Here is a 14,049-nt window from a genome sequence, read left to right on the forward strand (position 1 = left end):
CTCGGGGAATTCCTTCTCCGACGCGACGAAGTCCACTTTGCAACCCTCGGGCACCTTGATGTACTTCAGCGTGTCCTCGCCCTTCTCGATGTACGGACGCAACGGAGCTTTTGGCGAAGGCTTCGCGTTGGTGGTGTTCACGGCCGCCGCTTCCTTGGTGGGCACCGGGATCGGCCCGATGCGGTTCGACGGCACCCGAGTTACCGGCGGCAGATTGTCGTCCTTCACCACGTAGGTCTTGCCCTGCGCCGCGGCCCACACCGCCTTGTCGCGGTTCGCCACCTTCACGTCGCGCTGCGCCAGTTCCTCGCCCATGATCGTGGCATTGTCGGGAGCGTTGTTCGGATCGTTCGGGTCGGCGTATTTGATGCGCGAGCGGCTGCCGTAAATATTGTACTGATCCACCGTGCGATAGCGGTGGTGCCACTGCTCGTTCTTCTCCAACACCGCCTCGCGGATTTTCGTCAGGGTCGGGTCGGTCGTCGACGGCGCGTCCTTGCCGAAGATGCCTTTGAATTGCACGGGCGCGAGTTGTTTGTCGCCTTCCTCGGTCAGGTGAATGCCATTGATCGTGAGCGGAAGCGCCGCCTTCGCGTAGAGCTGCTGCGACGGAGTGAAGAGATCGACGAACTGCACGTCATCCGCCTTGGCCACCTCGGCCATGGCCTGGGTATACAGGGCCAGATTTTTGTTATTGGCCGAGCCGTCCGGGTAATCCGTCGGATCCTTGACGTTCTCGTGCGCGATCGGCGACAGCAGCACGACCTTCGGGTGGCCCTTGCCGTAGTCCGCTGCGAGGAGCTTTTTCAAGTAGGCGTCGAGTGCCTTCTTGAAATCCGCCAACCCCGCCTCGCCCTTGAAGGATTCGTTAAAGCCCCAATACGCCAGGATCACATTCGCGCTGAAATCCGTCCCCGCCTTGTAGATCACATCGACACCCGGCTTGTACTGTTCCTGATTGGTAAAGCCATCGGGCACGCTCACCGCCTTCATATTCGTATCCCCCTTCTTCATGCCGAGGAAGTAGTCCGTCGTGGGAACTTCGTCGCTGCGCGGATGCACGTTCACCTCATCGGCGGCAAAGCCGAGATTGCGCACGGTCAACTCGAGATCGGGATAGGACTTGTGGATCAGCGTCTCGAGCCAGGCGTGATGCTGCTGCCGGTCGGCGAGACCGCTGCCCACGATGGCGACGTTATCGCCCTTATGAAGTTCGAGCGGAGCTGCCTGCAGAGCGGCCAGGGACGGGAGCACAAGGGCGAGAATGAGGGAACGGATTTTCATGGAGATGGCGCGATGGGGAAAACTGGGGAAGACTATGGGGCGTGAACGTAGGGCAGGTGACAAGCCTACATTGCACGGGGGGCGCAAACCTTAGCGGAAGATTTTTCGGGGGCGAGGCTCAGTTTGCCTTTGGAGCGGGCGTGGCGGCCGGCGCCGGCGTGGCGGGTAGCTGGCCGTGGCCCTGGGCTTGAGACGCCTCGTGCTCGTCACGCGTGATGAAGCCGTCGTGATTCGCATCCAGGCGGTCGAAGAGCGCGGGCGGCCCGCTGAATTCCTCGCGGCTGACTTTGCCGTCCTGGTTCTTGTCGTCGCGGGCGAGGATCGCCTCCCACGGCGGGCCGCGCCGGGCGGCGGCTGGCGCAGGGGTGCCCGCGGCCGCCGCGCGATTCGGCTCCAGAGCCGAAGCGGTGCTCTCGGTGGTGAGTGCTTCCGGCTTGCGGGGCGTGGCGGATTTCTCCTTGAGGCTCTGGTCAAAGAACGCGCTCACCATGTCGTCGATGTTTTTGCCGGCGAAACCCTTGCCATGCCCGGCGCCGTGGATCGTATGGAAATGCACGCTAACCCCGGTTTTCTTCAGCGCGTCGAAAAGCAACTCGCTCTGGTGATGCGGTACGAGTGGATCCTGGTCGCCGTGCACGATGAGAAACGCTGGGTCATCGGGAGTAACGTAGGTGATGGGGTTCACGCGCGCGGCCTTGTCCTTGTGCTCCTGGATCGCTCCACCGAGGAGCTTTGATTCCGGTGAATTGGCTGAGTCATGCTTGAACGGAGCCGCCGCAAGTGCGTGCGCATCCATCTGGAGCAGGTCGGTCGGGCCGTAGTAGTCGCAGACAGCCTGGACGCGGCTCGACACATCGAGATGCGCGCCCTTGTCGAACTCCTTCACGTCGCCCGAGGTGCCGACCAGGGCGACGAGATGTCCCCCGGCCGAACTGCCCCACACACCGAAGCGATTGGGGTCGAGGTTGTAATCCTTCGCATGAGCGCGCAGCCAGCGGATGGCGGCCTTGCAGTCCTCGATCTGCGCGGGGAAGAGGGCGTCGCCGCTGAGGCGGTAGTTGATGCTCGCCACGGCGTAGCCCTGGCCCGTAAGGCGTTGCGCGGGGCAGCCCGCCTTGTCGCCCGCGGCCCAACCGCCGCCGTGAATCCAGATGACAAGCGGCAGAGGGGCGGCGGCTTTATCCGGCAGGTAGAGATCGAGCTTCTGGCGCTCGGAACCGCCCTCGACATAGGCGAGATCGCGGAGCGTTTTCCCGCCGGCAGAAGCGGGCGCTTGCGCGCGCACGGGGGTGGAGTGGAGGAGACCGCCCGTGAGGCAGGCCACAATGACGAGGTGATGGATTTTCATTTTCTGGGGTTGGGTTTGCGGCGGGCAGGCGCCACCGTTCGCGAAGACTTGCGGGCCGCGGGGCGCATCGCCTCTTCCGCCGCGCGGAGGGAATGCAGCATGCGGTTCAAAAGGTCCCTGGCCGTGTGCACCTCACCCGGCGACATCCCCTGCTCAACGATGGCGATGATCTGGCGGTGAAAATCGCGGATGCGCGGTTCGAGCGAGCGGCCCAAGGGCGTGAGCTGCACACGCACCGCGCGGCCATCTTCTGGACAGCGCCGGCACGAGACCAGGTCGCCTTTTTCCATGCGCTTCAACAAGCCGGTGAGTGTGGCGTGGGCGATGTGCGTACTGTGGCTGATGTCCTTAATGATGCAATTGTCGCCCTCGTACAAACGCAACAGCACATGCCCCATGCCCGGCTGCAAATACCGCGAAAGGTGCGTCTCCTCGAGCTTGCGCTCCACGACACCGAGGAAGGCGTAGTAAACGCGCGGGAGGTAAAGCGGCAGATCGTCGAGTGCAGTCGCGCGACGGGCCGGATGCGCCGTGGGGGAAGGCGGGATGGAACGCACGGCGGAAGAGGCCATGGGCATTTATTTCGCTACAGAAGTATTTTAACGCAAGTTTAATTTGTGACTGAAATGCAGTTGCCGATCGATTTCATCCGCAAACCTCTCGTGCTGCGGGATTGTCCTCCATGCCGTCCTCCTCTCCCCAAAATCCATGAAACTCTCTCCCTGGTTGTTTTCCACGTTCGCTGGTCTCACTTTTTTGCACGGTCCTCACGTGATCCACGCCGCAGAGGGTGTGGCCGCGATCCTTTCCAATGACACCGTCTGCCAGGAGGCGGGGCGCTACATCGGCTGGCCGACGATTACCAAGACCAAGGACGGTGAACTCCTGGTCGTTTTCTCCGGCGATCGCGATGCCCACATTTGCCCATGGGGCACGACGCAAATGGTGCGCAGTCGCGACAACGGGAAGACGTGGAGCCAGCCGGAGACGATCAATAATTCGCCGCTGGATGATCGCGACGCGGGGATCATCCAGACGAAATCCGGGGCGTTGGTGGTCAGTTGGTTCACATCGACCGCGTTCATGTATCCGGAGAAATTGAAGTGGCAGAATCTGCCGCCGGAGCTTTTGGCATCGTGGCAGCGGCATATCGCCAAGATCAGCCCGGAGACGATCGTGGCGCACTTGGGGAACTGGACGCGGCGTTCCGTCGACGACGGGAAATCGTGGGAGCGACCAGTGAAGACGATCGGGTCGGCGCCGCATGGACCGATTCAATTGCAGGATGGACGGTTGCTCTATGTGGGACTGAGCACGCATGAGAAAGTGTTGAAGTTGGGCGTGGAGGAATCGCGCGATGATGGCCGGAGCTGGCAGTACCTGGCGGATATCCCGGTAGCGGAGGAGGACCAAAAGGATCCGGATTGGCGGCTGCGGATGCAGGACGAGCCGCACGTGGTGGAGATGAAGGACGGGAAGCTTGTGGCGATGATCCGCACCGAGCCGAAGGATCATGCGCAAACTTACATGCGGCAAACGGAGAGCACCGATGGCGGGAAGACATGGACGGTCACACACAAGACGCCCATCTATGGGTATCCGCCGCATCTCCTCCGGCTGCGGAACGACTGGCTGCTGGTGGTCTACGGGGTGCGCCGGGAGCCGTTCGGCGAGCACGCCTGTCTCAGCAAGGACGGCGGGAAGACTTGGGACGTGGAGAATGAGATCACGCTGCGAGGGGCGTTAAATGGGGACTTAGGATATCCGAGTTCGGTGCAGCTCGATGATGGGTCGATCCTGACAGTGTATTACCAAATCGGTCAGGCGGGAGAGAAGACGAGCTTGCTGAGCACGCACTGGAAGTTGAAGGAGGAGTAACTTCGAGGTCAGCGACCGGTGGGACCGGCGGCGCCCGCTGGCTTCGCGGCAGCGGCGGCGGTGTCGTTGGCGGCGAAGATTTGCAATTCATGGATGGACCAAAAAAGGCCACCGACCGAGCCAGTCTGGGTGATGCGCACGAACTTCGTCTTGGCGGGCGCAAACTGGATGTCGGTCACCGGGCCGGAGCCTTTGCCGGCCGCTACTTGCTTCCATTTCTCGCCGTCGCCCGAGATCTCCACCTTGTAGCCACGCGGGTAATCGTTGGGTGATTTGGTGCTGTCGAGTTGCAGGCCGGAGATTTGCGTCTCCTTCGACAGCTCGATCTGGAACCACATGCCGGGCTTTTGCGGTGTGCCGGTGGTATAACGCGTGTCGTATTTGCCATCGATGGCCAGCTTGGCATCAGCGGGTTTATCGCTGGCGGAAAGTTTCCAGTCCTTGCGGTCGACCGGCTGCGGGAGCGTGGCGCGCAGTTCGGCGATGGTCCACGGCTGGGCGCGGTCTTTCGTCGCCGCGCGGATGAGCGCGACCTGTTGCGGGGTGACGAACCCCGCACGGTTGCCGAAGGTATTGCGCACGTAGCTGAGCACGCTGGCGATCCAGGCGTCGTCATTCGTGGCCATGGAGATCATCTGGCCTTCGTACTTCTTGCCGTCGATGTCGCCGCTCAGGCCCTGCATGAGAATGTGGATCGGGCCTTCGCGCCACCCGAGCACGGTCCGCGAGCCGGCGAGCGCCGGGGCGAGCATGGCGCCGGGGGCGGCACCGACCATCGGCATGCCTTTGCCATCGAGCCCGTGGCAGGCCGAGCAGAGCGTCTGGAAGATCCCCTCGCCTGTCTTGTAGAGCTTTTGCTCGTCGGCATTCATGGCCAGCGGCGCGACTTGCACGGGCGGGTGCAGGACCATGTCGCCGATTTCCTTCACGCCGCGGTAACTGCTCGCGGCTACGGTGTCCGCGATGGTCTTTTTCCAGTCCCCGATGTTGAGCAACTTCGCGGTGAGCAACGCCTGGAGGACGACGTCGCCGTCCTTGTCCTTCGTCGCATTCTGCACGTCCGCGGCGAAGGAAGTGTCGCCGGCCTTATAGAGTGTCTCGAGCACGCGCAGGGCCGCGGCGCGCAAGTGCGGGTCTTCATCGCTCAGTTTTTCGCGGACGATTTCGCGGGTCAACGAATCGAGGCCTTCCAGCGTCCACAGGGCGTGCAGGCGGGCCAGCGGGTTCTTGCTCGTCTGGGCCATCGTGATGAGCGCGGGGACGACGGACTTGTCCTGCTTGAGGACGAGGAGACGCTGTGCGGTGTCGCGCCACCAGCCGTTCGGATGCTCGAGGTGCGCGACGAGTTGGGCCGCGGTCTCGCCGTTCATGGCCGGCTGCGGGCCGGGCTTCAGGCCGTCATAGACGAGCCGGTAGACGCGACCGTGGCCGATTTGCTTGTCGAGGCCGTACTGCTGCACGGCCTTGCGGAGGTAGCTGCCATCCTTCACCCAGTTGCCTTCCTGGATGATGCCGCGATAGAGATCGGTGATGTAGAGCGTGCCGTCGGGCGCGTTGCTAAAATTGACCGCGCGGAAGAGCGGATCGGTGGAGCGGATGAATTCGGACTGGGGGTAGGGATTGCTCAACAGCGTGATGCCGTCTTTCACCGTGACCTTCGACCGGCGCACGAGACGGCCCACGGGCTCGCCGAAGAACAAGTCGCCGCGCAGTTCGGCGGGCAGCTTGTCGCCGCGATAGATCTCGCCGCCGCAGGTGGCGGTGAAGTGATTGAGTGTGCCGTTTTCTTCGCGGTAGCGGCCTTCGCCGCCCTGCACGTCGGCGATCCCGACAGCCGGCCACACCGCATCGAACCCGGTCTCGAACTGGTCCTTGGTGTTGAAAGCGCCGTAGACGATGCCGGTCTGGAAATTCACCGGGCCTTTTTCGCCGCCGGCGTTCACGTACCAGATCTTGCCCCAGTCATCCTGCGAGACGCCCCACTGGCCGCCATTCGCCGCAGTCGGTTCCTTCTTCACCTGGCCATCGGGCGACCAGCGCAAGCGGTAGGCATTGTAAGTGGTGTAGAGCCAGTTATCGAGCGCCCATACCGGGCCGCTCGGCTGGTGCTCCATGTTGCCGCCGCGCGGGCCGCCTTGGAAGAAGAGGTCTTTTTTGTCGGAAACGCCGTCGCCGTTGGTGTCGGTGTAGATGTAGAGGTCGTTGGTATCCGTCTCGCCGATGAGCACGCGGCCTTTATCGAGCGGCAGCAGGATGCGCGGGAGCAGGAGTTTGTCGGCGAAGACCGCGTGCTGGTCGTAAACGCCATCATGCTTCGACGACCAATGCACGGAGACGCGGCTCGTGGGCTCGTGCTCGGTGGTGCCATCGATATCCTGCATGTAGGTGCGCATCTCGGCGACATACATGCGGCCGTCGCCGTCGAAGGCGATGGCGACCGGTTCCTTGATGTCCGGTTCGCTGAGCACGGTCTCGAGATGATAGCCGGGCGGCAATTCGGTGACCTTGATCGTCTCGGCGGGCGTGCGCGGCTCGATCGGCTTCGCGGGGGGGAAGGTGTTCGGCTTCGGGACGGGGACGAGCTCGACGGCCAGCGCGGGAAGCGATGCGGCCAGGAGGAGGGCGGCGAGCCGGATGGAGGAACGGACGGTCATATTTTTCATTGGAGGGCGAGTGAGGATCGGGGGGCGCTATGGGCGAGGTCGCGCACTTCCTGTGCGCCAAGAGCCCGGCGGAAGACAAGCATTTCATCCATGCGCCCATTGAAAGTGCGGATGGGCGTGCGGTCGGGTCGGGCCCCGGGATTCCAGTTGCCGACCTCGGCGCGTCCGAAGCCGAGGGGCAGGTCGATCTTGAGCGCGTGCGTATACACTTCCTGGCCATCCACATAGTGGGCCACGCGATGCGCCGCACGATCGACGACCACGGCGAGATGCACCCATTGCCCGAGGCGCTCGGGGTGAAAGATGACCGGCGTATCGAAGTCGCCGCCGCCGCTGATCCCGAGTTTCACGGCACCCGCCTTGGTGATCTGCCAGTGCATGCCGCCGCGATCAAAGGAGTCGGCCATGAGGAGGGAATTGAAATTGTGATCGAGGCTGTCCACGCGCACCCAGGCAGCGAGCGTGAGGGCGTCGAAAACGCCCGGGATTTCAATGCGCACCCGGTCACCGGCGCCCTTGAATTCCAGCGCGCCCTTGCCGGGCCAGCGGCCCTCGGCCCAGCGGCAGCCGACGATGGCGCCCTCGGACGCGCGGGGCTCTCCCCGGGCGACATTCGGCAGACGGCGCTCGAAGGCGGAGCCGCCTTCAAACGTGTAGTGGAGGATGAGCGTGGCGTCGCTCTGCAAGCCGCCGGAGGCCTGCTTCCACTCGGCCGCACGCCGCTGCCAGGACGACGCGGCCTTTTGCTCCAGGGCATCGGCGTTGGGAAAGAGCGCAGCCGTCGCGGCGAATTCACGCCAGATGCCACCGGCGTCCACCCCGAGCGCCTGGCCGGCGAGCAACTCGCGCTTCGGCGCGGCGGCGGCGTCGATCAGTCGGACCTTGCCCTCGAACACATGCACTTCGGCGGTGCCCTCGTGCGTTTCAAAACCGAAGGCCGTGCCAAGGTCGACGACCGTCATGCGGGACGACGCGATCTTGAAACCATGCGCTGCGGCCGGCACCTGAGCGCTGAGGCGACCGGCGCGGCAGAAGGCTTCCGTGCGCGAGCGGATCTCCAGTTCCGCCGGACCCTCGAGAATCACGCGCGCCCCGTCGTTGAACTCGATCTGGGCGAGGCCCGACTTAAGCCGGAGCCAGCCCGGCGAAAGCGCCCCGCCGACCGTGTGGGCATCGTTGCCCGACGCCCATTCCACGTCGACCGCTTGGGTGAGCACGGCCACTGCGGAGGTGGTCTGGTCACGCGTCTCGAACTGCTGCCACGCGATCCAGATGCCCACGGCCACGACCAGCACCGCCACCGCCGCCACGACCCAACCGGCTTGCAGTCGCAGCGTCGCAATCAACTCGGCGAGCACATCCCACCAGCGCCGTTGCGGCTCCGTGGCCAGTTCGCGTCCGCGGCCTTCCGCGCCAGATTCGCGCAAGAGCGCGTGAAAGCGCGCATGCTCCCAAAAAGTCAGCCGCGCTTGGGGCGAAGCCCGCAGCATCTGCTCGAGTTCCGTTTTCTCATCGGGCGCGAGGGCCTCATCGAGATAGTGATCCAGCAGGCGATCGAGCCGCGCGGCGTCCATTTATTGCACCGCCTCCTCGGCGAGCTTGCGCGCCACGCACTCGCGCAGCAGCGCTCGGGCGCGCGACAGCGCAACGTAAACCGATTCGGCACCCCAGCCCAATCGGCGGGCAATCTCCGCCGGTTTGTGCGCCTGCTGATAACGCATTTCCACCGCCTGGCGAGCTTGAGGCGCGAGCTTCTGCAAGCAGGCGGAGAGATGCCGCAACCGCTCGTCACTCGCCTCGGGCTCCGGCTCGCAGGCACAGAGCGATTCGATGATGTCGGGTGAAAGCGTCGTCGAGCGCTGCGCCCTGCGTCCCGCCTCCATCACCTTGAAACGCGCGATGCTGCACACCCAGCCGAGGAAATTCGTCCCCGGCTCGAAGTCGCCCGCCTTCTTCGTGACCGTGAGGAAGGTCTCCTGGACAATGTCATCCGCCCGCCCAAAATCCGGCATGAGCGCATGCACAAAGCCGCGCAACGCCGCCGTGTGCTGCACAAAGAGCATCTGCACGAGGGCGACCTGCTGGTCGGAAGACTGGTCGGAGGAGGACATGAAACGGCGCGAGTAATGCGAGAAAAGGCGAAAACCTTAGCAGTATATTCGCCCAGCAGCCTACTGTGGACCATGAGCAAAGACTTCGCCGAACTGGATTTCCAAAAAACCGCGTTGGGCGATCTCACGCTGCGCCGCCGGCGCATGCGGGGACTGGACGATCTCGAAGTCTATGAAGTGATCCTTGGCGACGCCTTTCTCATGTCGAGCCTCTTCCACGTCGTGGAGGTCGCGCTCGCCGATCTCGGGCTGGCGACGCTGGATCCAGGGTCGTGGGATGTGGTCGTGGGAGGACTCGGGCTCGGCTATACCGCGGTGGCGGCATTGAAGCATCCCACGGTGCGGGAAATGATCGTCGTCGATGCCCTCCAACCCGTGATCGGATGGCACCAGAATGGCCTGGTACCGCTGGGCCCGACTCTCTCCGGCGATCCGCGCTGCCGCTTCGTGCTGGCGGATTTTTTCGCTCTCGCCGCGTCCGCGGACGGTTTCGACCCCGCCTCCCCCGGCCGGCGTTTCCACGCCATCCTGCTCGATATCGATCACTCGCCGGACAATCTGCTCCACGAGCGCAACGGCGCCTTCTATTCGAAAGCCGGCCTGCGCGCTCTCACGGCGCACTTGCTGCCCGGCGGCGTCTTTGCGCTGTGGTCCGACGACCCGCCCGACGACTATTTCCTCCATGTGCTCCAGGCCACTTTTACGACGGCCGAGGCGCATGTCGTCAAATTCGCCAACCCCGTCCTCGACTGCGAGTCCGAGAGCACGGTTTACGTGGCCCGTTTATAAAAGGGACTCGCCGGTTCAATCCCGCGCACCGGACAGTTCCGGCAGACCCAACGCGCGGCGATGGGTGATGATGTAACGCTTGAGGCGGCGGCTTTGCATGGTGGGTGGCACGGGACCGGTGCCCCCGATACCGCACCAATACTCGTCCCAGGACGGCGGCCTTCCGTGTTCGTCGTGCGCGTCGTCGGGCTTCAAGCCGCGCTTTTCCCGGGCGATGCCCCGGTCGTAAAGCGCAATGTATTCGCTGTCGGGCACGCTGCGCCCCATGACGTTGATCGGTGCGCAGGCGGACACCAGACCAGCGAGAGCGACAGCGAGGGAAGGAAGCAAGAGGCGGGTCATCGGGGTGCATGCCAGGGAACGCCGAGGGGCTATTGGCGACGGGGAAATGGAGGCCTGGTTTTGTTTCAGTGGGATTCGGTGGGATCGGGTGGGATTATCTCTGTAAAAGCGGGTGGGATCGGAGGTGGGATCGAGGTGGGAGGAGGAGTGGGAGAACTGGGAGCAGTGCCGGCCAAGGCTTGAAGTGGCAGCGCCACTCACGCCATTCGCGCACGGTCTGTTTTCGGCGATCAAGGCGCTGGCGCGATAAGGTTGGGGCGGATGCGTGCACATGGCCCTATGAAAGCATAACTCGCGGAAGAATGTGCCTGCCTCCATTGGCTCTATTGGCTCCATTGCGGAAAATCGTCCGGCAAGATGAAGCTCGCTCCCGCCCTCGCCAGCCTCGCCGGGGGATGGGCCCGGCAAAGCTGATCTTCAGTTGGCCGGGCGGGGCGTCGTCTTGAAAATCGACGGGACGGCCACGGCACCCACGTTGGCGGTGTTTCCACCCGGCAGTGGACCGAACTTTTTCAGCGCCGTCTCCAAAGTGCGCACATAGACAGGCGCCCCGGTGCCCGGATGGTATCCACTCTCGCGAGCCAGCTCCTTGCCGTTCGTATCCAGGACGAGAATCGTCGGGAATCCCTTGGCCGGATACTTGGACATCAGCCCGTCGTTTTGCGTTTTCACTTCCGGACTGAGCTGGGTCTGATGTGGAAAATCCACCTGCACGAGCACCACATTCTTTTTCGCCCACGACTGGAAGTGCGGTGTGCTGAAAACCTCCTTGTCGAGGATCTTGCAGAAGCCGCACCAGTCGGAGCCGGTGAAATCGAGGAGCACATACTTTTTCTCCGCCTTGGCGGTCTCCACCGCCTGGGCGTAGTTGTCGGTCCAACCCTTGGGCACTTCCGCCCGGGCAAACGATGGCAGAGCGCAGGCGATAACCGCGAGAGAGAGGAGTGATTTCGTGTTCATGGGAGGCGGGAATGAATGGATACGGCGTACGTCTTTTTACGCCCGAAACGCAACCTTTTTCCGCCAACACCAAGCCCCGCAAAACGGCCCCGGCCTACTTCACGCCGAGCACATTCAGCGCGACGTAGTTGCCGAAGGCGAAGAGCAGCGAACCGAGGAAGATGCAGACCGGGAGGGTGAGCACCCAGGCGAGCAGGATGTTGCGCAGGGTCTGCGCCTGGAGGCCGGATTTGTTGGCCGCCATGGTGCCAGCGATGCCAGAGGAAAGCACGTGTGTGGTGCTCACCGGCCAGCCCTTCGTATCCGCCAGCGCGATCGTGATCATCGCCACGACTTCCGCGCAAGCGCCCTGCGCATACGTGAGGTGCGATTTGCCGATTTTCTCGCCGACAGTCACCACGATGCGCTTCCAGCCCACAGTGATGCCCAGGCCGAGCGCGATCGCCACCGCCACCTTCACCCAATCGGGGATGTATTTGGTCACGGTCTCGAGGTCTTTGCGAAAGGGCACAGTGATCTTCCCCTCTGCCGAATCCGCGTAGTCCCTGACCTTCTCCATTTTCCCAATGGTCGTGCCGACGAGATACATGTCCGTGCGCACGCCGCGGCGGTCGCCTTCGGGAAGATCCGTGAAGGTCTTGATCGCCCCCAACCGGGTCTCGATGGCCTGGCTCTTCGTCACCAGCGCTGCATAAGTCTCCGGACGCAATTTGCCGGAGGCCTTGAGATAGGCGCTCAGTTCTTCGGTCGTTTTCGCTTCCTCGATCTTCGCGTCGCCGGCCTGCTTTTCGAAAATCCCGCGCGCCGCCTGCGCCTCCGCGACGATGGCGTGAATGCGCTCCGGGGAATGCGCCATGTTCAGCGCATTGGGGCCGGGCAGAATGCCGACGAGAATCAGCACGATGAGCCCCATACCCTTCTGGCCGTCATTCGAGCCGTGGAAGAAACTCACACCCGAGCGGCCGACCGGCTGGCGACGCCACGATTGTAATAATCATGTGAAGCGCGGCCAGGCGGAAACCATTGTCACACAGCCGCTCCCGGCCAAAGGGAGCCCACGCCCCAGACCTCGGCGAACTCAGCTTAAAAGCCACATTTTTCTTGAATGCGGCGGGGAGAAATACGCATTATTTCGGTCAACTCGCCCCTCAAACAGAACAGAAGTAATGAAAGCTTCCCCCAGCCTCGTTTTTAGTCTCCTGCTTCTGTGGTCCACGGCCTGGCTTCCCGCCCGCAACGCCGGTGACACTGCCGGAGGGACCATCATCTACACGGGGAGTACTTCGGCCACCCTTTATCTCGGTGATGGGTCGTCGACTCCCTACACCGGCGGCGAAATCGTGGGCACCAATCGGGTGAACCTCTACAACAACGCCGATGGGGAAATGATCAATCTGGGCACTCTGATCCGCACCGCCGGCGTTCCTTTCTCGCTGGCCAGCGACATCACTACTCCCAACCGGGTTTTGACGCTGCCTGCGGGCTCCAATTTCGTCACCGGTGGAACGCTCTCCCTGGGAATGGGTTCGACGGTGGTCTTCAATAGCCCCCTCAACTCGACCAGCGACTTTTCCATCAGTTCCGGTGCCACGTTGGTGTCGAGCGACCTCTCCCGGATCGATGCCGGGGTCACGTTCCAGACCGGCGGCGTCTCGACGCTGACGACTTCAGGAATACTCAAGCTGGATGCGGGGACGATCATCAATTCCGCCACCACCCTTTCGTTGGGTCCCGATGCGACGGTCGCGGGCGGCGTTTTGACGTTTGGAACGACTGGGGCGACGATTACCACGACCGACGTCACGACCGCTGGCGTCCTGAGAGTGGGTGCTGGTTCGACTCTCAGCAACAATGCAACTTTGACTCTCGCCGGAAACCCGACTTACGGCGGGGTGATCATCTCCGGCGCCGGAACTCTGACGCTGAACACAATCTCCGGCACAGCGCTCAACGTCTTGACCCTTGGGCCGGGTGGCCTCCCCGGCTTGGTGACGGGCACGCCCGCTATCGGCAATATCGTCATCAACTCCGCCACGACCATTGGGATCGCGGCGAACACCACGATCACCAATGGCAATATCCTGCTGTCGGCCTCGGTCCCGCTGAATCTCAACCTGGCGTCGGGCTTCACGTTGAACCGGATTCCGCTGATCAAGAACTCCGCCTTCGCCATCACCGGAACGGGAGTCCGGTTCCTTGACGGGGTGCTGACCAACGGCAGCACCGTCTCTTTTCTCTATCTGCCGGCGGTGCAGAATCTCGCCGGTAATCCGGTGTCGATTCACATCTCCTCTTTCGACACGCCCGGCGTCCATGACAAATACGTGCTGCAATTAAGCTACGACCCCGCGGCGGCGGCCGCGCTGGGCGATGTGCTCGACCTGTATCTCGCCTGGTTCGATCCAGCGGACTCCACGTGGAAGAACGCGGTGGACGGCAATAGTGACGGCGGCGCGAGTGCTCATTTCATCGCGGGCGCCTACGACCCCAACGTGGATTTCAACCTCGGCTACTACGGCGTGGATACGGCAAATTCCACGGTCTGGGCGGTCGTCGACCACAATAGCGAGTTCGGCGTCGGCACTCCCGCCCCCGAGCCTTCCGCGGGCGCGCTGCTGGTCTGCGGTCTGGCGTTGCTCGGCCGCCGGGCGCGGAAGCGATAAGCGATAAGCGA

12 protein-coding genes are annotated in these 14,049 nt (G+C 63.2%); 3 read left to right on the plus strand and 9 right to left on the minus strand.

From position 1 onward, the window contains the following. The 3 genes from ABJF10_RS00950 to ABJF10_RS00960 all read right to left on the minus strand — a co-directional run. The coding region (locus tag ABJF10_RS00950; protein ID WP_348542631.1) for an SGNH/GDSL hydrolase family protein at positions 1 to 1,284 on the minus strand (1,284 nt) is incomplete at its 3' end. 118 nt (positions 1,285 to 1,402) lie between these two features. Next, entirely contained in the window at positions 1,403 to 2,632 is a 1,230-nt protein-coding gene (locus tag ABJF10_RS00955) for an alpha/beta hydrolase fold domain-containing protein (protein ID WP_348542632.1), read from the minus strand. Continuing rightward, positions 2,629 to 3,204 (minus strand): MarR family transcriptional regulator, encoded by a 576-nt coding sequence (locus ABJF10_RS00960; RefSeq protein WP_348542633.1) that lies wholly within the window; start codon positions 3,202 to 3,204, stop codon positions 2,629 to 2,631. Before ABJF10_RS00960 ends, ABJF10_RS00955 begins: the two co-directional genes overlap by 4 nt. 136 nt (positions 3,205 to 3,340) lie before the next feature. On the opposite strand from ABJF10_RS00960, the gene ABJF10_RS00965 reads away from it, so the two are divergent. Further along, complete coding sequence (locus ABJF10_RS00965; RefSeq protein ID WP_348542634.1) at positions 3,341 to 4,510, plus strand: sialidase family protein; 1,170 nt, start codon at positions 3,341 to 3,343, stop codon at positions 4,508 to 4,510. 8 nt (positions 4,511 to 4,518) lie between these two features. Here ABJF10_RS00965 and ABJF10_RS00970 read toward each other — a convergent pair whose 3' ends face one another. Genes ABJF10_RS00970 through ABJF10_RS00980 form a run of 3 tightly spaced genes read right to left on the minus strand, consistent with a single transcriptional unit; the run spans position 4,519 to position 9,284 of the window. Continuing rightward, a complete protein-coding gene (locus ABJF10_RS00970; RefSeq protein WP_348542635.1) occupies positions 4,519 to 7,173 on the minus strand; it encodes a discoidin domain-containing protein in 2,655 nt (884 codons plus the stop codon). Beyond that, positions 7,170 to 8,747, minus strand: a complete 1,578-nt coding sequence (locus ABJF10_RS00975; protein WP_348542636.1) for a LamG-like jellyroll fold domain-containing protein — start codon at positions 8,745 to 8,747, stop codon at positions 7,170 to 7,172. Before ABJF10_RS00975 ends, ABJF10_RS00970 begins: the two co-directional genes overlap by 4 nt. Next, positions 8,748 to 9,284, minus strand: a complete 537-nt coding sequence (locus tag ABJF10_RS00980) for a sigma-70 family RNA polymerase sigma factor (RefSeq protein WP_348542637.1) — start codon at positions 9,282 to 9,284, stop codon at positions 8,748 to 8,750. A 72-nt stretch (positions 9,285 to 9,356) separates the two neighbouring features. Here ABJF10_RS00980 and ABJF10_RS00985 point away from each other — a divergent pair, with 72 nt between their 5' ends. Further along, positions 9,357 to 10,073 carry a spermidine synthase gene (locus ABJF10_RS00985; RefSeq protein ID WP_348542638.1) on the plus strand — a complete coding sequence of 239 codons (717 nt, stop codon included), beginning with the start codon at positions 9,357 to 9,359 and terminating at the stop codon, positions 10,071 to 10,073. 15 nt (positions 10,074 to 10,088) lie between these two features. Here ABJF10_RS00985 and ABJF10_RS00990 read toward each other — a convergent pair whose 3' ends face one another. The 3 genes from ABJF10_RS00990 to ABJF10_RS01000 form a co-directional block, all read right to left on the minus strand. After that, the gene (locus ABJF10_RS00990; RefSeq protein WP_348542639.1) at positions 10,089 to 10,415 is read right to left on the minus strand and encodes a hypothetical protein; all 327 of its coding nucleotides are present in this window, start codon (positions 10,413 to 10,415) and stop codon (positions 10,089 to 10,091) included. A gap of 417 nt (positions 10,416 to 10,832) precedes the next feature. Beyond that, entirely contained in the window at positions 10,833 to 11,375 is a 543-nt protein-coding gene (locus ABJF10_RS00995; RefSeq protein ID WP_348542640.1) for a thioredoxin fold domain-containing protein, read from the minus strand. 94 nt (positions 11,376 to 11,469) lie between these two features. Beyond that, on the minus strand, positions 11,470 to 12,327 hold the full coding sequence (locus tag ABJF10_RS01000; protein ID WP_348542641.1) for an inorganic phosphate transporter: 858 nt from the start codon (positions 12,325 to 12,327) through the stop codon (positions 11,470 to 11,472). 214 nt (positions 12,328 to 12,541) lie between these two features. Between ABJF10_RS01000 and ABJF10_RS01005 the strand changes: the two genes are divergently transcribed. Next, the gene (locus ABJF10_RS01005) at positions 12,542 to 14,038 is read left to right on the plus strand and encodes a hypothetical protein (protein ID WP_348542642.1); all 1,497 of its coding nucleotides are present in this window, start codon (positions 12,542 to 12,544) and stop codon (positions 14,036 to 14,038) included. Positions 14,039 to 14,049 lie beyond the last annotated feature (11 nt).

It is taken from the genome of Chthoniobacter sp. (assembly GCF_040003245.1).
GTDB lineage: Bacteria > Verrucomicrobiota > Verrucomicrobiia > Chthoniobacterales > Chthoniobacteraceae > Chthoniobacter.

Excerpts from the sequence above, each read along its gene's own strand:
- ABJF10_RS00990 (WP_348542639.1), bottom strand. The coding sequence starts at position 10,415 with ATGACCCGCCTCTTGCTTCCTTCCCTCGCTGTCGCTCTCGCTGGTCTG.
- ABJF10_RS00965 (WP_348542634.1), top strand. The coding sequence starts at position 3,341 with ATGAAACTCTCTCCCTGGTTGTTTTCCACGTTCGCTGGTCTCACTTTT.
- ABJF10_RS01005 (WP_348542642.1), top strand. The coding sequence starts at position 12,542 with ATGAAAGCTTCCCCCAGCCTCGTTTTTAGTCTCCTGCTTCTGTGGTCC.
- ABJF10_RS00975 (WP_348542636.1), bottom strand. The coding sequence starts at position 8,747 with ATGGACGCCGCGCGGCTCGATCGCCTGCTGGATCACTATCTCGATGAG.
- ABJF10_RS00960 (WP_348542633.1), bottom strand. The coding sequence starts at position 3,204 with ATGGCCTCTTCCGCCGTGCGTTCCATCCCGCCTTCCCCCACGGCGCAT.
- ABJF10_RS00980 (WP_348542637.1), bottom strand. The coding sequence starts at position 9,284 with ATGTCCTCCTCCGACCAGTCTTCCGACCAGCAGGTCGCCCTCGTGCAG.
- ABJF10_RS00985 (WP_348542638.1), top strand. The coding sequence starts at position 9,357 with ATGAGCAAAGACTTCGCCGAACTGGATTTCCAAAAAACCGCGTTGGGC.
- ABJF10_RS00995 (WP_348542640.1), bottom strand. The coding sequence starts at position 11,375 with ATGAACACGAAATCACTCCTCTCTCTCGCGGTTATCGCCTGCGCTCTG.
- ABJF10_RS00955 (WP_348542632.1), bottom strand. The coding sequence starts at position 2,632 with ATGAAAATCCATCACCTCGTCATTGTGGCCTGCCTCACGGGCGGTCTC.
- ABJF10_RS00970 (WP_348542635.1), bottom strand. The coding sequence starts at position 7,173 with ATGAAAAATATGACCGTCCGTTCCTCCATCCGGCTCGCCGCCCTCCTC.